This is a genomic window from Streptomyces sp. NPDC058751 (assembly GCF_042746485.1).
In the GTDB taxonomy this organism is placed as follows: Bacteria; Actinomycetota; Actinomycetes; order Streptomycetales; family Streptomycetaceae; genus Streptomyces.
Genome location: NZ_JBHYPZ010000006.1, coordinates 122,787 through 147,625, shown reverse-complemented (window position 1 = coordinate 147,625; position 24,839 = coordinate 122,787). Strand labels below are relative to the sequence as shown.

At 71.4% G+C, this 24,839-nt stretch carries 25 protein-coding genes; 6 read left to right on the top strand and 19 right to left on the bottom strand.

Annotated features, from left to right (window positions below):
- Positions 1-135 precede the first annotated feature (135 nt).
- From ACFW6B_RS08540 to ACFW6B_RS08505, 8 genes are all read right to left on the bottom strand, one after another.
- A complete protein-coding gene (locus tag ACFW6B_RS08540; protein WP_386593406.1) occupies positions 136-903 on the bottom strand; it encodes a DUF3159 domain-containing protein in 768 nt (255 codons plus the stop codon).
- 3 nt (positions 904-906) lie between these two features.
- Complete coding sequence (locus tag ACFW6B_RS08535) at positions 907-1,305, bottom strand: OB-fold nucleic acid binding domain-containing protein (protein ID WP_386593404.1); 399 nt, start codon at positions 1,303-1,305, stop codon at positions 907-909.
- 159 nt (positions 1,306-1,464) lie between these two features.
- Positions 1,465-2,148, bottom strand: a complete 684-nt coding sequence (locus ACFW6B_RS08530) for a response regulator (protein WP_386593402.1) — start codon at positions 2,146-2,148, stop codon at positions 1,465-1,467.
- Positions 2,145-4,688: an ATP-binding protein gene (locus ACFW6B_RS08525; protein WP_386593400.1), complete on the bottom strand. Its 2,544-nt coding sequence runs from the start codon at positions 4,686-4,688 to the stop codon at positions 2,145-2,147. The genes ACFW6B_RS08530 and ACFW6B_RS08525 overlap by 4 nt, the downstream gene beginning before the upstream one ends.
- A gap of 256 nt (positions 4,689-4,944) precedes the next feature.
- The gene (locus ACFW6B_RS08520) at positions 4,945-6,165 is read right to left on the bottom strand and encodes an alginate lyase family protein (protein WP_386593398.1); all 1,221 of its coding nucleotides are present in this window, start codon (positions 6,163-6,165) and stop codon (positions 4,945-4,947) included.
- Positions 6,166-6,450: 285 nt separating this feature from the next.
- The gene (locus ACFW6B_RS08515; protein ID WP_386593397.1) at positions 6,451-7,212 is read right to left on the bottom strand and encodes a DUF3710 domain-containing protein; all 762 of its coding nucleotides are present in this window, start codon (positions 7,210-7,212) and stop codon (positions 6,451-6,453) included.
- A gap of 1 nt (position 7,213) precedes the next feature.
- A complete protein-coding gene (gene dut, locus ACFW6B_RS08510) occupies positions 7,214-7,705 on the bottom strand; it encodes a dUTP diphosphatase (RefSeq protein WP_151468823.1) in 492 nt (163 codons plus the stop codon).
- Positions 7,706-7,749: 44 nt separating this feature from the next.
- Complete coding sequence (locus ACFW6B_RS08505; RefSeq protein ID WP_386593395.1) at positions 7,750-8,334, bottom strand: PaaI family thioesterase; 585 nt, start codon at positions 8,332-8,334, stop codon at positions 7,750-7,752.
- A gap of 58 nt (positions 8,335-8,392) precedes the next feature.
- Between ACFW6B_RS08505 and ACFW6B_RS08500 the strand changes: the two genes are divergently transcribed.
- Complete coding sequence (locus ACFW6B_RS08500; protein WP_386593393.1) at positions 8,393-8,881, top strand: DUF3093 domain-containing protein; 489 nt, start codon at positions 8,393-8,395, stop codon at positions 8,879-8,881.
- Positions 8,882-8,993: 112 nt separating this feature from the next.
- Here ACFW6B_RS08500 and ACFW6B_RS08495 read toward each other — a convergent pair whose 3' ends face one another.
- The 4 genes from ACFW6B_RS08495 to ACFW6B_RS08480 form a co-directional block, all read right to left on the bottom strand.
- A complete protein-coding gene (locus ACFW6B_RS08495; RefSeq protein WP_386593391.1) occupies positions 8,994-9,905 on the bottom strand; it encodes a hypothetical protein in 912 nt (303 codons plus the stop codon).
- Between the two features lie 13 nt (positions 9,906-9,918).
- A complete protein-coding gene (locus tag ACFW6B_RS08490) occupies positions 9,919-10,215 on the bottom strand; it encodes a DUF4193 domain-containing protein (protein ID WP_003997302.1) in 297 nt (98 codons plus the stop codon).
- A gap of 394 nt (positions 10,216-10,609) precedes the next feature.
- A complete protein-coding gene (locus ACFW6B_RS08485; RefSeq protein WP_386593389.1) occupies positions 10,610-11,839 on the bottom strand; it encodes a sensor histidine kinase in 1,230 nt (409 codons plus the stop codon).
- Positions 11,840-11,845: 6 nt separating this feature from the next.
- Positions 11,846-12,499, bottom strand: coding sequence for a response regulator transcription factor (locus tag ACFW6B_RS08480; RefSeq protein ID WP_386593387.1), 654 nt, complete (start codon positions 12,497-12,499; stop codon positions 11,846-11,848).
- 415 nt (positions 12,500-12,914) lie between these two features.
- Here ACFW6B_RS08480 and ACFW6B_RS08475 point away from each other — a divergent pair, with 415 nt between their 5' ends.
- A complete protein-coding gene (locus ACFW6B_RS08475; protein ID WP_386593385.1) occupies positions 12,915-13,088 on the top strand; it encodes a hypothetical protein in 174 nt (57 codons plus the stop codon).
- A 121-nt stretch (positions 13,089-13,209) separates the two neighbouring features.
- Here the strand turns inward: ACFW6B_RS08475 and ACFW6B_RS08470 are convergent, their stop codons facing one another.
- On the bottom strand, positions 13,210-14,025 hold the full coding sequence (locus ACFW6B_RS08470; RefSeq protein ID WP_386593384.1) for an inositol monophosphatase family protein: 816 nt from the start codon (positions 14,023-14,025) through the stop codon (positions 13,210-13,212).
- A gap of 8 nt (positions 14,026-14,033) precedes the next feature.
- Positions 14,034-15,161, bottom strand: coding sequence for a ferrochelatase (locus ACFW6B_RS08465; RefSeq protein WP_386593382.1), 1,128 nt, complete (start codon positions 15,159-15,161; stop codon positions 14,034-14,036).
- A gap of 244 nt (positions 15,162-15,405) precedes the next feature.
- Here ACFW6B_RS08465 and ACFW6B_RS08460 point away from each other — a divergent pair, with 244 nt between their 5' ends.
- Together ACFW6B_RS08460 and ACFW6B_RS08455 are read left to right on the top strand one after the other, a co-directional pair.
- Positions 15,406-16,644, top strand: a complete 1,239-nt coding sequence (locus ACFW6B_RS08460; protein ID WP_386593380.1) for an MFS transporter — start codon at positions 15,406-15,408, stop codon at positions 16,642-16,644.
- Complete coding sequence (locus ACFW6B_RS08455) at positions 16,604-17,923, top strand: D-arabinono-1,4-lactone oxidase (RefSeq protein ID WP_386593378.1); 1,320 nt, start codon at positions 16,604-16,606, stop codon at positions 17,921-17,923. Before ACFW6B_RS08460 ends, ACFW6B_RS08455 begins: the two co-directional genes overlap by 41 nt.
- Here the strand turns inward: ACFW6B_RS08455 and ACFW6B_RS08450 are convergent.
- Positions 17,847-18,632 (bottom strand): hypothetical protein, encoded by a 786-nt coding sequence (locus ACFW6B_RS08450; RefSeq protein ID WP_386593376.1) that lies wholly within the window; start codon positions 18,630-18,632, stop codon positions 17,847-17,849. The two genes, ACFW6B_RS08455 and ACFW6B_RS08450, sit on opposite strands and share 77 nt — an antisense overlap.
- 472 nt (positions 18,633-19,104) lie before the next feature.
- Between ACFW6B_RS08450 and sepH the strand changes: the two genes are divergently transcribed.
- Complete coding sequence (gene sepH / locus ACFW6B_RS08445) at positions 19,105-20,145, top strand: septation protein SepH (protein ID WP_386593374.1); 1,041 nt, start codon at positions 19,105-19,107, stop codon at positions 20,143-20,145.
- Between the two features lie 169 nt (positions 20,146-20,314).
- On the opposite strand, the gene ACFW6B_RS08440 is transcribed toward sepH, so the two are convergent.
- Positions 20,315-21,142 (bottom strand): sulfurtransferase, encoded by an 828-nt coding sequence (locus ACFW6B_RS08440; RefSeq protein ID WP_386593372.1) that lies wholly within the window; start codon positions 21,140-21,142, stop codon positions 20,315-20,317.
- A gap of 322 nt (positions 21,143-21,464) precedes the next feature.
- On the opposite strand from ACFW6B_RS08440, the gene ACFW6B_RS08435 reads away from it, so the two are divergent.
- Complete coding sequence (locus ACFW6B_RS08435) at positions 21,465-22,268, top strand: VOC family protein (RefSeq protein WP_386593370.1); 804 nt, start codon at positions 21,465-21,467, stop codon at positions 22,266-22,268.
- 37 nt (positions 22,269-22,305) lie between these two features.
- Here the strand turns inward: ACFW6B_RS08435 and ACFW6B_RS08430 are convergent, their stop codons facing one another.
- Genes ACFW6B_RS08430 through ACFW6B_RS08420 form a run of 3 tightly spaced genes read right to left on the bottom strand, consistent with a single transcriptional unit; the run spans position 22,306 to position 24,769 of the window.
- The gene (locus ACFW6B_RS08430; protein ID WP_386593368.1) at positions 22,306-22,953 is read right to left on the bottom strand and encodes a thymidine kinase; all 648 of its coding nucleotides are present in this window, start codon (positions 22,951-22,953) and stop codon (positions 22,306-22,308) included.
- A gap of 41 nt (positions 22,954-22,994) precedes the next feature.
- Positions 22,995-24,182 (bottom strand): alkaline phosphatase family protein, encoded by a 1,188-nt coding sequence (locus ACFW6B_RS08425; protein WP_386593366.1) that lies wholly within the window; start codon positions 24,180-24,182, stop codon positions 22,995-22,997.
- The gene (locus ACFW6B_RS08420) at positions 24,182-24,769 is read right to left on the bottom strand and encodes a DUF5998 family protein (protein WP_192582336.1); all 588 of its coding nucleotides are present in this window, start codon (positions 24,767-24,769) and stop codon (positions 24,182-24,184) included. The genes ACFW6B_RS08425 and ACFW6B_RS08420 overlap by 1 nt, the downstream gene beginning before the upstream one ends.
- Positions 24,770-24,839: the final 70 nt, after the last annotated feature.

The window sequence follows — 24,839 nt, the reverse complement described above, 5'->3', positions numbered from 1 at the left end:
TCGGGCTGGCGCCCCCACCCCCGAAAACCCGCGGGGGTCCCTGGGGGGGGCCCCCGGGCTTTTCCGCGGGCCGCCCCCATCGTCGTACCGCGGTTCGGGCTCAGTCACCCGAAGGTGTTCTCGGCCCCGCCGGACTCATGCCTGGCGGCGGTGCCGGGCCGGGGCCGGGGCGTCACCGCGCTCCTCGGCGAGGGCGGCCTTGCGCTCCTTCTCCGCCTGCTCCTCGGCCTCCATCTCCGCGAACACGTCGATGGGCGGCGGCGCCTTGGCCAGGAAGACCCAGGTGAGCCAGACGGCGAGCAGGAACGGCGGGATCTTCAGGGCGATCAGGACCCAGCCGAACTGGGTGGTGTCGGCCCACCAGTAGAGCGGGAAGAGCACCGCGCACTTGGCGAGCAGGATCAGACCCCAGGCCCAACTGGCCTTCGTGTACGCCTTCTTGCGGCCGGGGTTGCGGGTGCGCCAGGAGAGGTTCTCCTTGAAGACCGGTCCGAGGATCAGGCCGATCAGCGGGACGCCGGCGAGGGCGGTCACGATGTAGGCGACGGCGAGACCGAGCGTGTAGAGCATGCCCGGCAGGTAGAAGTCCTTCGCGTTGCCCGTCATCATCGCGAAGACCACGCCGAAGGCGACGCCGAAGACACCGCTGAAGGCGTGCTTCACGGTGTCGCGCCGCACCAGGCGGACGGCGACGAGCAGCAGGGACACCGTGAGGGCGGCGATCGCCGACCAGTGCAGGTCCTTGTTGATCGTGAAGATGGTGACGAAGAGCAGGCCCGGCATCACGGTCTCGACCATGCCGCGCACGCCGCCGAACGCCTCGAAGAGTGCGGCCTCGGTCACCGCCCGCGCATCCTGCTGGGCGTCCTGGGCGTCTTCGGTCGGCTTGTCGAGCGACGTCACCGGCTACTCCCGTCCGAGGGGTCTGAGTTCGTACTTCGGATTGAACAACACCCTACGGCCGCGGCTCATCGAGATACGGCCCGAGGCGATCAGCTTGCGTCCGGGCTCGATGCCGACGATGGAACGGCGGCCGAGCCAGACCACGTCCAGGGCGGCCGAGCCGTCGAACAGCTCGGCCTCCAGGGCCGGGACACCGGCTCTCGGTCGCAGAGTGACCGTGCGCAAGGTACCAGCAACCGTGACCACCTGCCGGTCGTGGCAGTCACCGATACGGGTACAGCCCACGGTCGCCGTGTCCTCCCGCAGCTCCTCGGACTCCAGGTCCTGCTGGGACGAGGAGAGGCGGTCCATCATGCGCCGGAAGCGGCCCGCCGGCTTTTCGGAACGAGGAACAGCACTCATACCGAAAGCGTACCGGGGGGCACCGACAGCTTCGTACCCACGGCACCGCCGCCCCAACCGGCCGCGGAGCCGGCCCGGAACCGGCCGTGGCCTCCGCCCGACCGGGCGACCGCCCTCGCTCGCACGGGCGACTCGGACGATCGACGGGGCGTGACCGCGTCACCGTTCGAACCTGTATCCCATCCCCGGCTCGGTGATGAAGTGCTTCGGGTGCGAGGGGTCGACCTCCAGCTTGCGGCGGAGCTGCGCCATGTAGACCCGCAGATAGTTCGTCTCCGTCCCGTAGGACGGGCCCCAGACCTCCTGGAGCAGCTGCTTCTGGCCGACGAGCCGGCCCGTGTTGCGGACCAGCACGTCCAGCAGGTGCCACTCCGTGGGAGTGAGCCGGACGTCCCGCCCGTCGCGGTGCACCTTCTTCGCCGCCAGGTCGACGGTGAACCCGGCCGCCTCCACGATCACGTCGTCCTCACCGCCCCCGGTGGGCTCCGCGCGGCGGACGGCGGCACGCAGCCTGGCGAGCAGTTCGTCCATGCCGAAGGGCTTGGTGACGTAGTCGTCGGCGCCCGCGTCGAGGGCCTCGACCTTCTCGTCCGAGGAGTGCCGGGCGGACAGCACCAGGATCGGCACCCGGGTCCAGCCGCGCAGGCCCTTGATCACCTCGACGCCGTCCATGTCGGGCAGGCCGAGGTCGAGCACGACGACGTCGGGGTGGCGGGCGGCGGCGAGCTGGAGCGCGGTCGCTCCGTCGGGGGCCGCGTCGACCTCGTACCTGCGTGCCTTCAGGTTGATCACGAGGGCTCGGGTGATCTGAGGCTCGTCGTCGACCACGAGGACCCGGGTCATGAAACCTGCCTTTCTGCGACTGCTGATCGGGCGGCCGGTCCGGGACCGTGGTCCACCGCACGGACCGTGAGCACCATGGTGAGTCCGCCGCCGGGGGTGTCCTCGGCGTTGAGAGTGCCGCCCATCGCCTCGGCGAAGCCGCGGGCCACCGCGAGGCCGAGGCCCACCCCGGTGCCGCGCGGGGCGTCACCGTAGCGCTGGAAGGGCGCGAATATCCGGTCCTTGGCGTCTTCCGGGACGCCGGGGCCGCGGTCCACCACGCGTACCTCCACGCGGTCGGCCAGGGCGCTCGCGGCGACCAGGACCCGTTCGCCGGCGGGGCTGTACTTGACGGCGTTCTCGACGAGGTTGGCGACGGCGCGCTCCAGGAGTCCGGCGTCGACGGCGACCATCGGCAGGCTCTCGGGGACGTCCAGGACCACGCTGTCCTCGGGGACGCCGCCGAGCGCCATCGGGACGACCTCGTCGAGGTCGATCTCCCGGATCAGCGGAGCGACCGTGCCGGTCTGGAGCCGGGACATGTCCAGCAGGTTGCCCACGAGGTGGTCGAGGCGGTCGGCGCCGTCCTCGATGCCCTCGAGGAGTTCGGCCCGGTCCTCCTCCGACCAGGCCACGTCGTCGGAGCGCAGCGACGACACCGCCGCCTTGATCCCGGCGAGCGGGGTGCGCAGGTCGTGGCTCACCGCGGCCAGCAGGGCGGTGCGGATGCGGTTGCCTTCGGCCAGTTCCTTGGCCCGGTCCGCCTCGTGCTGGAGGCGCTGGCGGTCCAGGACCACCACGGCCTGCGCGGCGAAGGCGGCCAGCACCCGCCGGTCGGAGGCGGGCAGCACCCGTCCGGACAGGGCGAGCGCCATGTGGTCGCCGACCGGCATGTCGACGTCCGCGCCCTCGGGCCGGGTCGCGGGCGCCGGTCCGGCACTGCCCGCGCACGTCCACGGGTCGATGCCGCCCGCGCGCTCCAGGAGGGCGACCGACTCCATCCCGAAGGTCTGCCGGACGCGCTCCAGCAGGGCTTCCAGGCTGGTCTCGCCGCGCAGGACGCTGCCCGCCAGGAAGGAGAGGATCTCCGACTCGGCCCGGAGCCGCGCCGCCTGGTGGGTACGGCGGGCCGCCAGGTCCACCACCGACGCCACGGCGACGGCGACGCCCACGAAGACCACGATGGCGACGATGTTCTTCGGGTTGGCGACGGTCATCCGGTGCAGCGGAGGTGTGTAGAAGTAGTTCAGCAGCAGTGAGCCGAAGGCCGCCGAGACGAGGGCCGGGAGCAGTCCGCCGAGCAGGGCGGCCGCGACCGTGACCGCCAGGAACAGCAGCATGTCGTTGGCGAGGCCGAGGTCGATGGTGTTGAGCAGCAGGGCCATGGCCACGGGGCCGCCGACGCCGACCGCCCAGCCCCAGATGATCCGGGAGCGCCCGAGCCGTGCTCCGCGCGCCACCGGCAGACCGCGCCCCTTGGCGACCTCGTCGTGGGTGACGATGTGGACGTCCAGGTCGGGTCCGGACTCCCGGGCGACCGTGGTGCCGACGCCGGGCCCGAAGACGTACTGCCAGGTCTTGCGCCGGGAGGAGCCGAGCACGACCTGGGTGGCGTTGGCCCCGCGCGCGAAGTCCAGCAGGGAGGCGGGGATGTCGTCGCCGACCACGTGGTGGAAGGTGCCGCCGAGGTCCTCGACCAGGGTGCGCTGGACGGCCAGCTCCTTGGGCGAGGCGGAGGTGAGACCGTCGCTGCGGGCGATGTAGACGGCCATGACCTCGCCGCCCGCCCCCTTCTCGGCCAGCCGCACGGCGCGCCGGATCAGCGTCCGCCCCTCCGGGCCGCCGGTCAGCCCGACCACGATCCGCTCCCGGGATCCCCAGATCTTGGAGACCCGGTGTTCGCTGCGGTACTCGGTCAGGTATTCGTCGGCCCGGTCGGCCACCCACAGCAGCGCGAGCTCGCGCAGGGCGGTGAGGTTGCCCGGACGGAAGTAGTTGGACAGGGCCGCGTCGACCTTGTCGGGTTTGTAGATGTTGCCGTGCGCCATCCGGCGGCGCAGCGCGGGCGGCGACATGTCGACCAGCTCGATCTGGTCCGCCCGCCGCACCACCTCGTCCGGCACGGTCTCGCGCTGGCGCACACCCGTTATCGACTCGACGACGTCGCCCAGTGACTCCAGGTGCTGGATGTTGACGGTGGAGACGACGTCGATGCCGGCGGTCAGCAGTTCCTCCACGTCCTGCCAGCGCTTGGCGTTACGGGACCCGGGCACGTTCGTGTGGGCGAGTTCGTCCACCAGGGCGACGGCCGGGGCGCGCCGGAGCACGGCCTCGACGTCCATCTCGGTGAAGACGCCGCCCCGGTGGTCCAGCTCCCTGCGCGGCACCTGCTCCAGTCCGTGCAGCATCACCTCGGTGCGGGGCCGGTGATGGTGCTCGACGAACGCCACCACGCAGTCCGTCCCGCGCTCGACGCGGCGGTGCGCCTCGGACAGCATCGCGTAGGTCTTGCCCACGCCCGGTGCCGCACCGAGGTAGATCCGAAGCCTGCCGCGTCCCATGAGCCCATTGTCTTCCTGTCACCACCGCGTACGCAGCGTCGACCTTACGGCCACGATTCCCGGCGAACGGGACGAGCGGCCCGCGCGGGAACGTCCTTGACGCAACCCTGATGCCGCGGGTGGTGGCAGTGGTGGTGACTGTGACGGTCCGGTACATGTCCGCTCGCTTCCCGTGGTTCCCGGTGGACCGGGCGCCGGTGTTCCGGCCGGACGCCCGGTCCTTCATCTCCTCATCGGACGGGACCCCGGATTCGGTTCACGCGGGATTGTCGCCGTGCGTCAGCGTCTCCCACGCGACGAAGAGGTTGTTGCTGCCGGCCGGGCGGTTCTGCCGGGTGAGCGCCTGGGTGTTGGTCATCGCGATGCCCAGGCGGTTGTGCAGGGCGTTGTAGCCGACCTCGGTGACCGGGCCGAGCCCGAGGTTCAGCGAGCCGCCGCACAGCCAGCTCGGCACGGCCGTGCCGAGCTGGTACTTCGACTGGAAGCCGAGCGCCTGGCGCAGCCGTTCGCCGACGTCGGTGCCGTACAGGTCCTGCCTCTGGATACGGCTGGTCTCGGCGACGTGGGAGATGGCCGAGATGCCGTAGCCGGTGTGGGTGAGGTCCCGGCAGGTCTCCTGGGTGAGCCCGGTGACGAAGGTGGACTGCCCCTGCCAGTAGCCGACGATCTTCGCGGTGGTGTCGAGGTTCTGGCTCGGCACGGTCTTCGGCACGGCGCCGTCGGTGGAGAGGTAGACGTACGCCGCGGTGCGCGTCCGGAACTTCGCCATGGCCTTGTCGTACGAGGTCTTGTCCTCCAGGAACACGGAGATGCCGACTGCGGCCTCCATCATCGACAGCTCCCAGTTCCCGTTGGAATTGGAGCCGTTGATGATCCCGGGCAGGTAGACGTCGCGCAGCATGGTGGCGAAGCGGCCGGAGTTGGGCCATGAGCCGGTGTACGTGTGCTTGATGATCTCGGCGGCCCTGGGCCAGGAGGAGCCCGCCCAGCCGGTCTGCAGGGGCGCGTTGCTGTTGGTGTGGGACTTGATCACCGCGGACCAGGCGTCCATCAGCTCGATGGCCTTCCTGGCGTACCGGTCGTCGCGCGTGACGTACCAGACGAGGGCGTCGGTGTACGCGGCGATCGCGTCCTCGCGCTCGTCCGTGCAGCCGTGATTGGGGTTGGAGTACGAGCCGCACTCGACGGTCGCGCGGGGCGCGGGGGTGCGCGTGAGAGAGGCGTACTTGCTCGCCGCCATCTGGTCGTAGGCGCCCTTCCAGGGCTGGGCGCCGGCCAGGACCTGGGTTCGGGCGAAGTCCAGCTGTCCCCTGGAGACGGTGACTCCGGGGTGGACGAAGGCCGCGGGCGCCGCGTCGGCCGGGTGCGCGCCGGGCCAGGACAGGAGGGTGCCGACCAGTGCGGCGGTCGCTGCGGCGACGGTGACGAGGAAGGCCGGGCGCCGGCTGCGGCGATGCCGAGTGGGGGTGTCGGACATGCAGAGCCATCCATTCTTGTATGTGAACTGCACACGGGATGCTGAACATGGTGCGCTGGCCGGTGACCATAGGTACGGACCAGGCTTCCGTCAAGGCCTGAGGAAAGACCAGCTGTTCAGTCGTCGTTCACGTACAAGAACTCAGGCGCGCTCAGGAACTCGGGCGGGCGCGAGCCTTCTGCGGAGATCCGGACGGACGCCCGTAGGAACCCGGGCACGGCAAAGGGCCGCACCCCTGGGGATGCGGCCCTCCTGTTGCCGGGTTCTTCGTCTGTCCCTGAATCCCTAGCGGACCTCGGTGATCTCCGGTCCGCGCTGCAGCTGTCCCATGCCGCCGGAGAAGCGGGAGCCCTGGTCCTCCTGCTGAACGCCCTCGGGAACCATCTGCGCGTCGTTCGGCAGCTTCAGGACGATCGGGTCGCGCGGGGCCATCGGGCCGTCGCCGCGGACGACGACCGTGTCCCGGAAGATCTGTTCCAGCAGACCCGCGGCCTGCGGCTGCACCGCGCCCTGCCCGGAGATCACTCCGCGCAGGAACCAGCGGGGACCGTCCACCCCGACGAACCGCACGACCTGGAAACCGCCCGTGCCGTCCGGCAGCTGGACCGGTACCTGCGCCCGCAGCTCCCAGCCCAGCGGGCCCTCGACCTCGTCGATGACACCGCCCTGCTGGGTGATCCCGGAGGCGATCTCCTCGCGCACCTCGCCCCAGATGCCCTCGCGCTTGGGAGCGGCGAAGGCCTGGAGCTGCACGGCGCTGTCGTTGACGACGACGGTCGCCGCGACGATCGCGTCGCCCGCGACCTCGACCCGCAGCTCCATCCCGTCGACCCCGGGCACGAACAGGCCTCCGAGGTCGACCCGGCCCTCGGCCGGCTCACGGACCTCCGTGCTGTCCCAGGGCCCGTCGGGGCGCGGCTCGGGCTCGAGCCTCACGCGCTCGCGCTCCCCGTACTCGTCCGCCTCAGTGTCGACGCCGTCGACGACCTGCTCGGCCTCGCCCGCCGCGTCCTCGGCGGCACTGCCCTTCTTGCGACGTCCGAACACGTCACTGTCCTTCCCGGTCGGATACGACCGAAGCGTATCGATTCCCACCCGTTGTGCTGTCCACGGCGGCATGACCGCCGGTGGACCCGAAGCCCCCTGCGGCCCGCGCCGAGTCGGGAAGTTCCGCGACCTCCTGGAAGCGAACCTTCTCGACCTGCTGGACGACCAGTTGAGCAATCCGGTCGAAGCGCTCGAACCGCACCGACTCGCGCGGATCGAGATTCACCACGATCACCTTGATCTCCCCACGGTACCCGGCATCAACCGTCCCCGGGGCATTCACGAGGGCGACGCCGCAGCGGGCGGCGAGGCCCGAGCGCGGGTGCACGAAGGCCGCGTACCCCTCGGGCAGGGCGATGGACACTCCCGTCGGCAGCACGGCCCGTTCGCCGGGCTTCAGCTCGCGGCTCTCCGTGGTGCGCAGATCGGCTCCCGCGTCACCGGGGTGCGCGTACTCGGGGAGCGGGACTTCCGGATCGACGCGCCTGATCATGACGGCGACTTCCGGACGGGGCTCGCCGGCCCCGGGGCCACGGGTCACGGGTTCACCTCGAAGGCACGGGCTCGCCGGATCTGGTCCGGGTCGCTCATCGCCGCGCGGATCTCCTCCGGGCGGCCGTTGTCGATGAAGTGGTCGACCTTCACCTCGACGAAGAGGGCGTCCGCGCGGACGGCGACGGGCCCCTCGGGGCCGCCGGTCCGCCCGGTGGCGGTGCAGTAGATCTTCCGCCCGGCCACCGCGGTGACCTCGGCCTCCAGGTACAGCACGGTGCCGACGGGCACGGGGCGGCGGAAGTCGGTCTCCAGGCGTCCTGTCACGGCGATCGTCCGCAGCAGCCAGTTCAGCGAGCCGAGCGTCTCGTCGAGCGCGGTGGCGAGGACACCGCCGTGCGCGAGGCCCGGGGCGCCCTGGTGGACGGGCCGCACGGTGAACTCGGCCGTGATCCTCACGCCGTCGCCCGCGCGGGCCTCCAGATGGAGTCCGTGGGGCTGCGCTCCACCGCACCCGAAACAGTGTTCGTAGTGTGCTCCGAGGAGCTCTCCGGGGGCGGGCGCGTCAGGGTGCCGCACCGGCGCGACGGCGTCGGCGGGAGGCGTCAGAGCTGCGGAAGTACCACTCACAGCCGCAGACCTTACCCGCGCGTCCACCAAGTCTTCGCACCGTGCCAAGCTTGGCGTCATGCAGCTCTCCGCCTCCCCGTACGAAGAACGCCTCACCGCACCCCGGTCGTGGTGGGTGATCAGCTTCCTGGTCGGGCTCGCGCTGGCCCTGGTCTTCCTGCCGTTCGGCACCCTGCCGATGCTCGGAGCGCTCGTCGGCGGCACCGCGGTGGCGGCGGTCGCGGCCAGTGCGTACGGGTCGGTCCGCATCCGCGTGGTCGGTGACGCGCTGATCGCCGGCGATGCCAGGATCCCGGTCCCGGCCCTCGGCGACGCGGAGATCATGGACGCGGAGGAAGCGCGCGCCTGGCGCACCCACAAGGCCGACACCCGCGCCTTCATGCTCCTGCGCTCGTACATCCCCACGGCGCTGCGCGTCCAGGTCACGGACCCGGCGGACCCGACGCCCTACCTGTACCTGTCGACGCGGGAGCCGGAGCGCCTGGCGGCCGCCCTGGAGGCGGCCCGGGATTCGGTCCAGGATCCGGCCCGTCCCGCGCAGAGCTGAGCGGAGCCGAGACGGCCACTGCCGGACCCGGCCGGTGAGCCGGTGAGCCGGTGACGGGAACGGTCCGCCACGCCCGTGGGAAGGGCCGTCGGCGGTCGTCTCGCGGACGGCCTCAGCCGCCCAGGTCGGTGGGGATCTCCCCGATGCGCACCGGATCCGTCGGCTTCTCCAGCGGCGGCAGCTGCGGGAGCGCGTCCCAGGGCACCTGCATCTTGCGCAGGTCCTTGCGGATGTGACCCGCCACGCGCCTGGTGTCACGGCGGTTCATCACCGCGCCCACGGCCGCTCCGACCATGAACGGCATCAGGTTGGGCAGGTCCCGGACCGTCCGCTTCATGATCTGCTGGCGCAGTTCGCGCTTCATCTGGCCGCCCAGCGCGGCGTTGATCGTCATGGGCTTGGCCACGTCGATACCGCGCTCGCCCGACCAGGACTGCAGATAAGCCATGCTGCGCTGCTTGAGGTTGCCCCGGGGGCGCAGGCCGTAGACCTCGTGGAGTTCGGCGATCAGCTTCAGCTCGATCGCGGCGACGGCGGTGATCTCGGCGGCCAGCTCCGTGGGCATGGCGGGCGGCACCGGCAGCATCGCGGCGGCGCCGACCCCGGCACCGACGGTGGACGTCGCGGCGGCGGCGCCCGCGACGAGCTTGTCCGCGATCTCCTCCGGGCCGAGACCCGGGAACTGTCTGCGGAGGGTGGCCAGGTCCCTCACGGGAACCCTCGGGGCGATGTCGATGATCCGCTCGGTGACGTACGCGAGGCCCGCCCTGGCCCGGACGCCGCTTCTCGTGACGCCCCTCCTGAGGCCCTTCCGGACAGCCTCCACGCGACGCCTCGCGACGGGCGAGGGAGCGTCCGTGGGGGCCGTCAGGCCGCCTGTGGCGCCCGCCCGGTCGAGCGAGGCTGATCCCTGTCCGGAAGAGCCCCGCTCGTCGTCACGCACGCCGTCAGGGCCCCTGGAGGGCCCCTCGTCCGCCGCCCCGGAGGGGAGACGGCGCTTCCAAGGCGGGGTCGAGCCGGTCACGGCCGACCCTGCCTCAGTCGCAGTCGCGGCAGATCGGCTGACCGTTCTTCTCGCGGGCCAGCTGGCTGCGGTGGTGCACCAGGAAGCAGCTCATGCAGGTGAACTCGTCCTGCTGCTTGGGCAGCACCCGGACGGCCAGCTCCTCGTTCGAGAGGTCCGCACCGGGCAGCTCCAGGCCTTCCGCGGCCTCGAACTCATCTACGTCGACGGACGAGGTCGACTTGTCGTTCCGGCGGGCCTTCAGTTCTTCAAGGCTGTCCGAGTCGACGTCGTCGTCGGTCTTGCGCGGGGTGTCGTAATCCGTTGCCATTGTCGCTCTCCCCCTCTGGGTGTCTGCGGTGTCTCCAGCGCACGTAACGCGTGAGAGGCCGGACTTGTGCCCGACCCGAGGCGGAGATTTTGCCTCACATCAAGGTCTGTTACTCAATCGACACCCAACCGGACTCATCAAGAGTGATCGGCTTGGATGGCGATGCGGACCGTACACGGTCCCGGGGTCGCACTTCAAAGGCGCCCCACCGTGTACTTCCCGTGATCGGGACCCCCGAAAACCCGGATTTTCCCGGCCTTCCAGCAGCTCACATGATCACAGAGAGTAGATGAGCCAAAAATCGTCCTTGTGATCGATCACACACGGGTCACCCGGGTGGGTGACCCGGGAATTCCGCGCACAGCGAACACCGCCATGTGTCCGCGACATGGTCTCAGACAGGAAGCGTGACGCGCATCACGAGCCCGCCCCCTTCCCGGGGCCGGGCGACGATGTGGCCCCCGTGCGCGCGGGCCACCGACCGGACGATCGACAGGCCGAGGCCCACGCCCTTGTCGCTGCCCGTGCGCTCCGTGCGCAGCCGCCGGAAGGGTTCGAAAAGATTGTCGATCTCGTACGCGGGAACGACCGGCCCCGTGTTCGACACCTCCAGGACCGCCCTGCCGTGCTCCATGGCGGTCGCGACCTCGACCCAGCCGTCCTGCGGCACGTTGTACCGAACGGCGTTCTGGACGAGGTTCAGGGCGATCCTCTCCAGGAGGACTCCGTTGCCCTGGACGACCACCGGAGCGCGCAGCCCGCGGATCTCCACGCCCTTGGCCTCCGCCTCGGCGTGCACCTGGTCGACGGCCTGCGAGGCGACCTCCGCGAGGTCCACCGGCTTGCGCTCGATGATCTGGTTGTCGCTGCGGGCGAGCAGCAGCAGGCCCTCGACGAGCTGTTCGCTGCGCTCGTTCGTGGCGAGCAGCGTCTTGCCGAGCTGCTGCATCTCCGTCGGCACCCCGGGTCCCGAGAGGTGCACCTCGAGGAGCGTGCGGTTGATCGCGAGGGGCGTGCGCAGTTCGTGGGAGGCGTTCCCGACGAACCGCTGCTGGGCGGTGAAGGCCCGCTGCAGCCGCTCCAGCATGTCGTCGAAGGTATCCGCGAGCTCCTTCAGCTCGTCGTCCGGGCCGTCCAGCTCGATCCGCCGGGACAGGTCGGAGCCGGCCACCGCGCGCGCGGTGCGGGTGATGTGGCCGAGCGGCGAGAGGACACGGCCCGCCATCGCGTAGCCGAACGCGAAGGCGATGACCGCGAGGCCGAGCAGGGCCAGCAGGGAGCGGCTGAGCAGGTCGTCGAGGGCGTGCTGGCGCTGCTGGTTCACGCAGTCGGCCATCGCGCGGTTGAGCTCCTCCGCCAGGGGTGCCGACGGGAGGTTGCAGGTGCTGCTGCCGACCTCCCCGGAGATGATCTTGAAGGGGAGTTCACTGCCGACGTTCAGCGCCTGTGCCGCGAGCAGGTAGATGATCGACAGCAGCACGATGCCGGCGATCAGGAACATGCCGCCGTACAGCAGCGTGAGACGTATGCGGATCGTGGGGCGCAGCCACGGGAAGGGCGGCTCCGCTCGTCTGGGATCCCAGGGTTTCGGCGGCGCCGCGGGCGGCGCGGGGGTGGTGGCCACGATGGATCAGATCCTGTACCCGGAGCCCGGCACGGTGACGATCACAGCGGGCTCGCCGAGCTTGCGCCGCAGCGTCATGACGGTCACGCGCACGACGTTGGTGAACGGGTCCGTGTTCTCGTCCCAGGCCTTCTCCAGGAGCTGCTCCGCTGAGACGACGGCGCCCTCGCTGCGCAGGAGCACCTCCAGGACGGCGAACTCCTTGGGGGCGAGCTGGACCTCCTTGCCCTCGCGGAAGACCTCGCGGCGGTTGGGGTCGAGCTTGATCCCGGCACGTTCCAGGACCGGCGGCAGCGGCACGCTCGTACGGCGTCCGAGGGCACGCACGCGTGCGGTCAGCTCACTGAACGCGAACGGCTTGGGGAGGTAGTCGTCGGCCCCGATCTCCAGGCCCTCGACACGGTCGCTGACGTCGCCGGACGCGGTCAGCATCAGCACGCGCGTGGGGATGCCGAGCTCGACGATCTTCCGGCAGACGTCGTCGCCGTGCACGAGGGGGAGGTCCCGGTCGAGGACGACCACGTCGTAGTCGTTGACCCCGATGCGCTCCAGCGCGGCCGCGCCGTCGTACACGACGTCGACGGCCATGGCCTCCCGGCGCAGTCCGGTGGCCACCGCATCGGCGAGCAGCTGCTCGTCCTCGACGACGAGTACGCGCACGTCGCTTGTCCTTCCTCTGTCCGCCGGCGGGGCACGTTCCAGCGCACCACGCGGGCGGGTCCGTCACGGATGAGAGCTCCATCCTGCCCGTTTCGGCCATAAACCGGCTGTAAGACGGGGGAGGCGCCAGGGAGCCGCGTCCGGGAGACCGGAATGGTGAGATTTTCTCGTCGGGTCGAGGTTTCCGTGGAAGAGAGCGGGGGGAGGACGGCTTTACACCCCGCGATCACGCTCTGCATGTGGCAAGCCACATTGTGGTAGGTCCAACCGCTTCCGCAGAGCTGGCGTGGGTGTCCGGCACCGTCGCCGCCCAGCCCGGGCAGCGCTGGGCACCCCATTCGGAGACGTGATCGCCCCTTTCCATCGGCACACCCCCGTGCCACCCGACCCACGACCCAGGACGAGGGGGCGCAGCATGGACGCATTCACCACAGGACTTCTGCAGCGCATAAGGGCGACCGAGTCCGACCTGACCCGAGCTCGCGAGACGGGCGACGACTTCCTCGCGGAGGTCGAACAGGCCGAGCTGGACGACCTGCACCGCCTTGCCGCCGAGCACGGTGTGGAGGTCGGCGCCACACGCGTCTGATCAGCACGTACGAGAGCGGGGCCCCGGTATCGATCCAGTACCGGGGCCCCGCTTCCGTTCTCGCGCCCGGCCGTTTCCCGCACCCGGCGGACGGGCGCGTGTCCGCCGCCGGGCGGGCGGGTCAGTCGTGCCAGGCCCCGAAGTCCTCCAGGAGCCGCTGGAGGGGCTCGAAGACGCCCGGGGAGGCCGCCACCGCGAGATCGCCCGTGGGGCCCTCTCCGGGGCGCCCACCGGTCACCGCTCCCGCCTCCCTGGCGATCAGGTCCCCCGCGGCGAGGTCCCAGGGGTGCAGACCACGTTCGTAGTAGCCGTCGAGGCGGCCGGCTGCGACGTCGCACAGGTCGACCGCCGCCGAGCCGGAACGCCGGATGTCGCGCACCAGCGGGATGAGCCGCTGGGCCACGTCGGCCTGATGGGTCTTGACCTCGGTCACGTAGTTGAAGCCGGTCGAGACGAGGGCCTGGTCGAGCGGCGGGGACGGGCGGCAGGACAGCCGGCGTTCGCCGGCCCAGGCCCCGGAGGCACGGGCTCCCCGGCCGCGGACCGCGTGGTAGGTCTCGCCGCGCATGGGTGCCGCGACGACGCCAACGACGGTCTCGCCGTCCTGCTCGGCCGCGATGGACACCGCCCACGTCGGCAGCCCGTACAGGTAGTTGACCGTGCCGTCGAGCGGGTCGACGATCCAGCGGATCCCGCTGGTGCCCGCGGTGGCGGCGCCCTCCTCGCCGAGGAAGCCGTCGTCGGGGCGGCGCTCGGCGATGAGCGTGGTGATCAGCTTCTCGGCGGCGATGTCCATCTCGGTGACGACGTCGATCGGGCTGGACTTCGTGGCGGCGACCGCGAGGTCCGCCGGGCGGCCGTCGCGCAGCAGCTCACCCGCGCGGCGGGCGGCCTCGTGCGCGAGCTGGAGGAGTTCGGTGTGCAGGAGGTCGGTCACGTCGCTCCTCACGCGTAGGGGCTGTCGGCGCCCGCGGCCGCGGGCTTGGGCGTGCGGGCCGGGCAGCAGCCCACCGGGCACAGGTCGTGACTCGCGCCGAGAGCGCCCAGCGCGCACCGCGTCACCTGCCGGCCGCTCTCGGCCGCGGCACGCTCCAGCACCAGGTCGCGGATCGCCGCGGCGAAGCGGGGGTCGGAGCCCACCGTGGCCGAACGGCGCACCGGCAGCCCCAGCTCCTGCGCCTTCGCCCGTGCCTCGGTGTCCAGGTCGTACAGGACCTCCATGTGGTCCGACACGAACCCGATCGGCACCATCACCGCCGCCGGGGCTCCCGCCGCGTGCAGCTCCTCCAGGTGGTCACAGATATCCGGCTCCAGCCACGGGATGTGCGGGGCTCCGGAGCGCGACTGGTACACGAGCTTCCACGGGCGGTCGGTCCCGGTCTCCTCGCGCACCGCCTCCGCGATCAGCCGGGCCACGTCCAGGTGCTGCCGGAGGTAGGCGCCGCCGTCGCCGTGTCCCTCGGCCGGGCCGGAGGTGTCCGCCGCGGCGATCGGGATCGAATGCGTGGTGAACACGAGGTGCGCGCCCGGCCGGACCTCCTCCGGCAGGTCGGCGAGCGACCTGAGGACGCCCTCGGTCATCGGTTCCACGAACCCGGGGTGGTTGAAGTAGTGCCGCAGCTTGTCGACCTCGGGCGGCTCCAGCCCCTCCTCCGCGAGGACGGCCAGGGCCCCGGCCAGGTCCTCGCGGTACTGCCGGCAGCCCGAGTACGAGGCGTACGCGCTGGTGGCCAGCACCAGGATCCGGCGCCGCCCGTCGGCGGCCATCTCGCGCAGCGTGTCGGTCAGGTACGGCGCCCAGTTGCGGTTGCCCCAGTAGACCGGCAGGTCCAGCCCGTGTTCGGCGAAGTCCTTGCGCAGCCCGTCGAGCAGCGCGCGGTTCTGGTCGTTGATGGGGCTGATCCCGTCGAACAGGAAGTAGTGCTGCCCGACCTCCTTGAGGCGTTCCTTGGGGATGCCCCTGCCCCGCGTCACGTTCTCCAGGAACGGGACCACGTCGTCCGGGCCCTCCGGGCCGCCGAACGAGAGCAGGAGCAGGGCGTCGTAGGGGGTGGCATCGAGCACGTCTGGCATGGGTCCGATCCTGCCACCCGTCACTGACGGGCGATAACCGGCGGGGCCGCGGGCGGGCGACAGCGGCGGGGCGGACGGGGGGAGCGCACGCCCGGACGGGCGCCCCCGCACAAAAGGTCGGACACACACGGGGGCTGCATTAGGGTTACCTAACTAGTAAGCTGTATCGGCCAGCTTCACGCCTTACCGCACTTCGGGCCGCCCGGTGACCGGGAGGGGCCGAGCCGATCCGACGGAGACTCTCGTGCCCAGCCCGTACCGCGCCCTGTTCGCCGCCCCCGGCTCCAAGAGCTTCTCCGCCGCGGGCCTGCTCGGCCGGATGCCGCTGTCCATGATGGGCATAGGCGTCGTCACGATGATCTCCCAGCTCACGGGGCGCTACGGCCTGGCGGGCGCTCTGTCGGCGACCATCGCGCTGGCGGCCGCGGCGATGGGTCCGCAGGTCTCGCGCCTGGTGGACCTGCACGGCCAGCGGCGGGTCCTGCGCCCGGCGGCGCTCTTCGCGCTCACGGCGGCCGGCGGACTGCTGGTCGCCGCGCACTACGGGTGGCCGGACTGGGTCCTGTTCGTTTGCGCGGCGGGCATCGGCTGCGTCCCGAGCCTGGGCGCGATGGTCCGGGCCCGCTGGGCGGCCCTCTACGGAGACACCCCGCAGCTGCACACCGCGTACTCCCTGGAGTCCGTGGTGGACGAGGTCTGCTTCATCTTCGGGCCGATCATCTCCATCGGCCTGTCCACGGTGTGGTTCCCGGAAGCCGGACCGCTGCTCGCCGGCTGCTTCCTGGCGGCCGGTGTCTTCTGGCTGACCGCCCAGCGCGCGACCGAGCCCCGGCCGCATCCGCGCGGACAGCACAGCGGCGGCTCGGCGCTCCGCTCGGCCGGGCTCCAGGTCCTCGTGGCCACGTTCGTGGCGACCGGGACGATCTTCGGAGCCGTCGACGTGGTCACCGTCGCCTTCGCCGAGGAGCAGGGCCACAAGGGCGCCGCGAGCATCGTTCTGGCCCTCTACGCGGCGGGCTCCTGCCTCGCGGGGATCGTCTTCGGGCTGCTGCGCCCGAAGGGGACGATGGAAGGCAGGTGGCTGCTGGGCGTATGTGCGATGGCCGTGAGTATGATCCCCCTCCTACTGGTCGGAAACTTGCCGTTCCTGGCCGTGGCGCTGTTCGTTGCGGGTCTGTCCATCGCTCCCACGATGATCACGACGATGTCCCTCATCGACCAGCACGTACCTCGCGCGAAACTGACCGAAGGCATGACCTGGGTGGGCACAGGACTCGCCGTCGGGATCGCGCTCGGTTCCTCCGTGGCCGGCTGGGTGGTCGACTCCGCCGGCGCGGAAGCCGGGTACGGGGTTCCGGCGGTGTCCGGGGCCGTCGCGGTCGCGGTCGGTTTCCTCGGGTACCGCCGGCTCAGCAGGCCGGTTCTGCAGCGGGGAGGGTCTCATGAGCACCGCAGTGAGCGAGAAGAGCGGCACGTGGCGTAACTGGGCGGGGAACGTCACCGCCCTTCCCGTACGGGAGGTCACCCCCGCCTCGGTGGACGAGCTCTCCGCCGCCGTGCGTCAGGCGGCCGAGGACGGTCTGACGGTGAAGGCCGTCGGCACCGGGCACTCCTTCACGGCCGCCGCCGCGACCGACGGCGTATTGATCCGCCCTCAACTGTTGACCGGCATCCGCAAGATCGACCGTACGGCCATGACGGTCACGGTCGAGGCCGGCACCCCGCTCAAGAGACTCAACATGGCCCTGGCGCGTGAGGGGCTCTCGCTCACCAACATGGGCGACATCATGGAGCAGACGGTCTCGGGGGCGACCAGCACCGGAACGCACGGCACCGGGCGCGACTCCGCCTCGATCGCCGCCCAGATCACGGCCCTCGAGCTGGTGACGGCGGACGGCTCGGTGCTGACCTGTTCCCGGAGCGAGAACCCGGAGATCTTCGCGTCGGCCCGGATAGGCATCGGCGCCCTGGGAATCGTCACCGCGATCACCTTCGCGGTGGAGCCCGTCTTCCTGCTCACGGCCCGCGAGGAGCCGATGACCTTCGACAAGGTCACCGCCGGCTTCGACGAACTCTTCGCCGAGAACGAGCACTTCGAGTTCTACTGGTTCCCGCACACCGGAAACTGCAACACCAAGCGCAACAACCGCAGCGCGGGCCCCGAGAACCCGGTGAGCCCCGTCCGCGGCTGGATCGAGGACGAGTTCCTCTCCAACGGCGTCTTCCAGGTGGCCAACCTGCTCGGCCGGGCCGTTCCCGCCGCCATCCCGTCGATCGCCGGGGTCTCCAGCCGCGCGCTGTCCGCGCGGACCTACACCGACATCCCGTACAAGGTCTTCACCTCTCCGCGCCGCGTGCGGTTCGTGGAGATGGAGTACGCGGTGCCCCGCGAGGCCCTGGTGGAGACGCTGCGCGAGCTGAAGGCGATGGTCGACGGCTCGGACCTGCGGGTGAGCTTCCCCGTGGAGGTGCGCACGGCACCCGCCGACGACATCCCCCTCTCCACGGCGTCCGGCCGGGAGAGCGCGTACATCGCCGTCCACATGTTCCGGGGCACCCCCTACCAGGCGTACTTCACCGCGGCCGAGCGGATCTTCACCGCGCACGAGGGCCGGCCGCACTGGGGCAAGGTGCACACCCGCGACGCGGAGTACTTCTCCCGGGCCTATCCGCGCTTCGGCGAGTTCACCGCTCTGCGGGACCGGCTCGATCCGGACCGGCGCTTTGCGAACGACTATCTGCGGAGGGTTCTGGGGTCGTAGCGGTCGCGCCGGGCGCGGGGGCGGACGTACCGTCCCCGGCCTCCGGTTCCGACGAGGCGCCGTCCTCCGGGACCGGCACGGCGGACGCATTGCCCACGTCGCCGCCCGTGTCACCCGATCCGGTGCTGTCGGCGGACGGCGCCGCGGCCTTCGGGGAAGCCTTCGGCGAGGACGGCGAAGACCCGGCCGACGGTGCCGTGTCCGGCTCCCGGTCCCCCGAGCCGGCGGTGTGCCCCTTGAAGGCGTCGCCGACCGTCGTGCTCGTGCCGTCGCCGCTGAAGCTCCGCCCCGAGACCGTCTCGTACGCGGTGATTCCGGCCATCGTGACGCCGAAGACGAGGGCGGTCGCGACCAGCGGTCTCTTCCAGCTCGTGACCCGCGCGCGGTAGACGGTCCCTTCGGTGAACTCCCCGGGGGGAGCGGGCAGCGGCCGGGGCTTCGGTCTCGGCTGCACCTTCGCGTCACGGATCTGTTCACCGGTGCGCTTGAAGAAGTGCTGGAAGAGCGTTCCTCCGCAGGTGGCGACGATGCTGACCAGTCCGGCGCCCAGGATCGTCCCGTAGACGCCGAAGTAGGACGCGAGCTTCGCCGCCACCACCGCGGCGACCGCGCTCCCCGCCACCTGGGGGACGCTCAGGTCCAGCCGCCTCTTCCTCGGTTCCACGTCGGCACCCGGCTGCTCGCCGCCGACTTCCGGCTTCTCACGCATCCCCGGACCCAGCCCGCCTTTCCCGTACTTGATCGACCTATCGCACGAGAAAGGGACGTACGGGCGAAACGATAAGTTCCGTTTCTGCCGATTGCGTGAAGTGCGCCACGTCCGCCGACCGTCGAACGCGCGCGGGGATCGGCCAACTAGCGCCCCCCGCTCGAAGTTGAGTGGCGTGCCGATCCACGCAAGTGGCCCGAATGGAGTACTGTTGCGAGCCCTGGGTCCGGACTCCGCCAGGGCGTCCGGGGCCTTGCAGGACCGCCGGGAGGGGGCTCGTTGCACAGGGTGATGAGGTTCGTCACTTAGCGTTGCGAAACAGGTAACCGTGCCATAACGGCGGCCCCGGGTCCGCACCCGACACGCCGGGCAACTCGGCAAGGTTGTGGCAGGCTGCACCCGGGCAGGCCACACTCGACTAGCGGAAGCAGCGACGCACGTGACGTCGGCAGGCACCACCCGGGAGGTCCCCATGCCCGAACTGCGTGTCGTGGCCGTCTCTAACGACGGCACACGGCTGGTGCTGAAGGCTGCGGACAGTACGGAATACACGCTTCCGATTGACGAGCGGCTGCGCGCCGCCGTACGCGGTGACCGTCCCCGCCTCGGCCAGATCGAGATCGAGGTGGAGAGCCATCTCCGCCCCCGTGACATCCAGGCGCGCATACGTGCCGGTGCCTCCGCGGAGGAAGTCGCCCAGCTCGCCGGCATCCCCGTCGACCGCGTGCGCCGTTTCGAGGGACCCGTCCTGGCCGAGCGCGCCTTCATGGCCGAGCGTGCCAGGAAGACTCCCGTCCGCCGCCCCGGGGAGAACGCCGGTCCCCAGCTCGGTGAGGCCGTCCAGGAGCGACTGCTGATCCGGGGCGCCGAGAAGGACAGCGTCCAGTGGGACTCGTGGCGCCGCGACGACGGCACCTGGGAAGTCCTGCTGGTGTACCGCGTCGCGGGCGAACCGCACGCCGCGAGCTGGACCTACGATCCGCCCCGACGGCTCGTGCAGGCCGTCGACGACGAGGCGCGGTCGCTGATCGGCGAGTCCGACGACCTCGCGGCGCCCGAGCCGAGCTTCCCGTTCGTGCCGCGGATCGCCCGGCTGCCCCGTGAGCGTTCGCTGGACCGGCAGGCGGAGCGGCCGAGTCTGCCCCCGGCGTCGCCGGAACCCGTCGAAGAGGCCGAGGAGCGGGACTCGCTGACCAGTCTTCTGGAGGCGGTGCCCAGCTTCCGGGGCGACATGGTGGTGCCCGAGCGGCCCGCCCCCGCCGAGCGGCCCGCCGACGAGGAGCCCGTCCCCGAGTCCGAGGAGGAGGAGCCTCCGGCTCCCGCCGCCTCTGCGGGTGCCGGTTCCGCGTACGCGGACGTGCTCATGCCCCGCTCCGTGGGCAGCCATCGCGACCGGCTCGTCGGCGCGACGGACCGCCAGGCCGAGGCCGACGGTGTCCGTCCCGGCCGCAGAGCGGCGGTCCCGAGCTGGGACGAGATCGTCTTCGGCACCCGCCGGAAGAAGCAGGATTAGCAGGAACAGTCAGGACCACGGCGAGGGGCCCGCACCGATCCGGTGCGGGCCCCTCGCCGTGCACGGGCGGGAACCGAGGGCCACGCCCGCGCGGCGGCCTCGGGCGATCCCCGGTGTCACCGGGGAAGACCCTCACCCCGCCGCGGACGGCGCCCCGGGGTCACCGCGGTCACTGCGGGTCGGGGCCCACCGCGACGGGACGGTCCGCGTCCTGGGACCACTCCGACCACGAACCCACGTACAGCGCCGCGGGAATGCCTGCCACGGCGAGCGCCAGCACCTCGTGGGCGCCCGAGACCCCGGAGCCGCAGTAGACGCCGACCTCCGACGCCTGTGTCACCCCGAAGGACTTGAAGCGGTCCGCGAGTTCGGCCGCCGGCAGGAACCGTCCGTCCTCCGCGACGTTCTCGACGGTGGGCGCGGAGACGGCACCCGGGATGTGGCCGCCGACCCGGTCGATCGGCTCGACCTCGCCCCGGTACCGCTCCCCCGCACGGGCGTCCAGCAGCACCCCGGTGCGGGCGAGCGCGGCCGCACCGTCCGCGTCGAGCGACGGCCGGTCACCGGCCGTCGGCACGAACGTTCCGGCCGCCGGCGAGGGGACCTCCGAGGACACCTCGCCGGTCCAGGCGGCGAACCCGCCGTCGAGGACGCGTACCGACGGATGACCCGAATGGCCCAGCAGCCACCAGGCACGCGCGGCGGCCCAGCCCTGCCCTCCGTCGTACACGACGACGTCGCGGTCCGCGGACACTCCCGCGGCCCGCATCGCCGCGCCGAAGACCTCGGGGTCGGGAAGCGGATGCCGGCCCGCCGCACCGGCCGGACCAGCGAGTTCGGAATCCAGATCGACGAAGACGGCACCGGGGATGTGCGCGTTCTCGTACTCGGAGCGCAGATGGGGTCCGCCCAGCTGCCAGCGGACGTCGAGGAGGACCGGCGGGTTCGGTCCCGCCAGGTCACTCGCGAGTTCGGATGCCGTGATGATGGCGTTCATGACCCCATCCTTGCGCACGGGGTGGCCGGTTCGTCCGTGTACGGCTACTCTGCTCCGCCGGGCAGGTTCCGATCACCGGGCGTACGGGATCGGGCACATGCTGTACAACCGATGGACACCACACGGCGATCCCGTCCGGGCGGACGGGGGACGGCCGACCGGGCGTCCTTCCGTTCCCGCTCCGCCGGACGGCGGCGCGGGAGGGACGTCCGGCCCGCGTGGTGGTGCGACATCGGCACGGGGCGTGCACGCACGCGAGGGATGCGCGTGTCCGCAGGCGGAAGGTGACCGGCCACCGCGAGGGGCCGAGAAGAGAGTGACGATGACCGAGGCACGGGAATCGGCCGACCCGAAAAGCACCACGCACGCTCGGCACGCACCCGGGTCACCCGGCTGGGTGAGCCTGATGGCACACGAGACGGCCGCGACCCAGGACTTCTACGCGGCACTGTTCGGCTGGGAGTTCGAGCCCGGCCCCCCGCAGCTCGGTCCCTACGCGCGGGCGCTGCTCGACGGCCACGAGGTGGCCGGGATCGGCCAGCTGCCGCCCGACCGGCACCTGCCGGTCGCCTGGACGCCGTACTTCGCATCGGCCGACGTGGACCGGACCGCCGAGATCGTGCGGCACAGCGGCGGAACCGTGGGCGTGGGTCCGCTGGACGCCGCCGAGGCCGGACGTCTGGCGATCGCCTCCGACCCGTCGGGGGCCGTCTTCGGGATCTGGCAGGGGGTGGCCCACCCCGGGACGGAGATCACCGGCGTGCCGGGCACCCCCGCGTGGAACGAGCTCGTGACGCGCGACACCGAGAGCGTCGTCAAGTTCTACAAGGGCGTCTTCGGCTACGAACTGCGGCCGGCCGCCTCGGCAGACTTCGACCGCGTGACCCTGTACGTCGACGGCCGGCCGGTGGCCGGTGTCCACGGCGTCGGCAACGCCCTGACGCGCGACCGGGGCCCGCACTGGCTGACGTACTTCGAGGCCGCCGAACCGGACGACGCCGTCCGCCTCGTGACGGAACTCGGCGGGCGTGTCCTGGTGGCGGCCCACGACTCCCCGTACGGTCGCGTGGCGACGGTGGCGGATCCGGAGGGCGCGGTGTTCTCCCTGATCCATGCCGTCACCTGATCCGGCGGGACCGCGGGGGCGGGCTGCGGGAGGGGCCTCAGACCGAGGCGATCGGCAGGACGTCGGGGGACAGTGCGCCCGCGCGGGCCGTGGCGGCCGTCATGCGGCGCCGGTGGTGCCGACGGCACAGGACCTCGTAACCGATGCTCTCGTGCTGGTTGACATCACCCACGACGACCTGGGCACCCTCGACGACCATCTCGCCGCCCACGGTGCGGGCGTTGTGCGTGGCGCGGGCGCCGCACCAGCACAGGGCCTCGACCTGGAGGACCTCGACCCGGTCGGCCAGTTCGACGAGGCGCTGGGAGCCGGGGAAGAGCTTGGACCGGAAGTCGGTGGTGATCCCGAAGGCGAAGACGTCGACGTCCAGGTCGTCCACCACACGGGCCAGTTGGTCGATCTGCGCGGGGGCCAGGAACTGCGCCTCGTCCGCGATCACGTAGTCGGCCCGGCCGCCCTGCGAGAGGTGGTCCACCAGATAGGCGTACAGGTCCTGGTCGTCCTCCACCTCGACCGCGTCGGTGACCAGTCCGAGGCGCGAGGAGAGCTTGCCCTCGCCCGCGCGGTCGTCACGCGTGAAGATCATGCCCTGCAGACCCCGCGCCGAGCGGTTGTGCTCGATCTGGAGAGCCAGCGTGGACTTCCCGCAGTCCATCGTTCCGGAGAAGAACACCAGCTCGGGCATGGGGAGTTGAGAACCTTTCGGCGACAGGGAAGGGGAGGGCTTCAGGAGCGTACTTGAAGGAGGGGCACCAGTTGCTCGGCCGGGGTCATCGAGCCGTGGTTGCCGACCATCAGCGACTCCTTCGGCTCCCGCTCGGAGGCGATGATCAGGACGTCGTCCCGGGCGGCGGCGATGACGTCCCCCAGCCTGGCGTACACCCGCTCGTCGACCTGCGGGCCGAACCAGCCCGCGTCGATCGCCTCGTCCCGGGAGGCGACCCAGAACTGCTCGCCCAGGACCTCGCGCCAGCAGGTCAGCACGTCCGCCTCGGCGCCCGGGACCGCGTACACATGGCGGGCACGGCCCTCGCCGCCCAGCAGGGCGACCCCGGCGCGCAGCTCCCAGTCCTCGTCGAAGTCGATGCGGTGCTGCTCGTCGAACGGGATGTCGATCATGCCGTGGTCGGCCGTGACGTACAGCGCCGAGCGCGGCGGCAGCTGCTCCGCGAGGCGCTGGACCAGCCGGTCGACGTACATGAGCTGGCCGCGCCAGGGGTCGGAGTCGACGCCGAAGCGGTGGCCCTTGCCGTCCACCTCCGCGTAGTACGTGTAGACCAGGGAGCGGTCACCGGCGGCCAGTTGCTCGGCGGCGAGGTCCACGCGCTCCTCGCCGGAGAGCCGGCCGTGGAACGTCCCGCCGCTCAGCGCGATCTTCGTCAGCGGTGTGTTCTGGAAAGTCGGCGAGGAGACCTGGGCGGTGTGCACACCGGCCGCGTCGGCCATCTGGAAGACCGTGGGGTAGGGCTGCCAGGCGCGCGGCTCGGTCCACGGGTTCCAGCGGAGCTGGTTCATCAGCTCGCCGGTGGCGGGATTGCGCGCGGTGTAGCCGGGCAGGCCGTGGGCGCCCGGGGGCAGGCCGGTGCCCACGGAGGCGAGGGAGGTCGCGGTGGTGGCCGGGTAGCCCGCGGTGATCGGACGTCCGGTGCCGCCGCGCGAGGACGCCAGGAGCGACGTCATGAAGGGTGCCTCGTCCGGGTGGGCCCTGAGCTGCTCCCAGCCGAGACCGTCGATCAGGAACACGCAGTTCCGGTCGACGGCGGTCAGTTCGGGTATGGCGGCGGTCACGCCGGGCACGGACATGCCGGCGGCGAGCGTGGGGAGCAGGTCGGCGAGCGAACCGGCGCCGTACTCGGGGACGGGCGCGGAACCGACGGCGAGCGGTTCCGGGTGGTCCCAGGTGGGCAGGGCCATCAGCGGGCGACGTCCGCGGTCGCCTCGGAGAGGGACTGCGCGAAGGCGAGGGCCTGACGGACCGTCTCCGGACCGTCTCCCGCCTCGCTGACCCGCAGGCTCAGGTCGTCCGCGGTCGAGTTGCCGGTGTAGCCGTGGTCGGCCTCGCAGTTGGGGTCGCCGCAGGCGGCCGGCTCCAGGTCGATGCGGGAGACGGCGCCCCAGCCGATGGTCAGGACCACTTCGCGGGGCAGCGTGCCGGGGGTGTAGGACTCGGGGTTCGCGACGACGCGGCTGACCACGACCGAGGAGATCCGGCCGAGCTTGACCGATTCCGTCGAGGTCGTGGCGTACGGCGTCGGAGACGTGGTGTCCGCGTTCTGTTCGTCCGTGTGGCTCACGATGAAACGGTTGCCGGTGAGGACCAGCACGGTGACGTGCCGCCGCACCTCGTTCGCGTCGAACGTCGTCTCCTGGTGGACCAGGTACGACCGGATGGTCTCGCCGCCGATCGCGGCCTCCACCGCCTCGGCCACGAGGGCCGGGTAGTAGCCGCTGCGCTCGATCGCCGCTCGCAGCCCCTGGGTCGTCGTACTGGTCTTGGCCATGCCGTCCATCCTACGGGGGCCCACTGACTGCGAGGCACCGCTCGCGCGGGTCCGTCGTGGACGGAGCGGG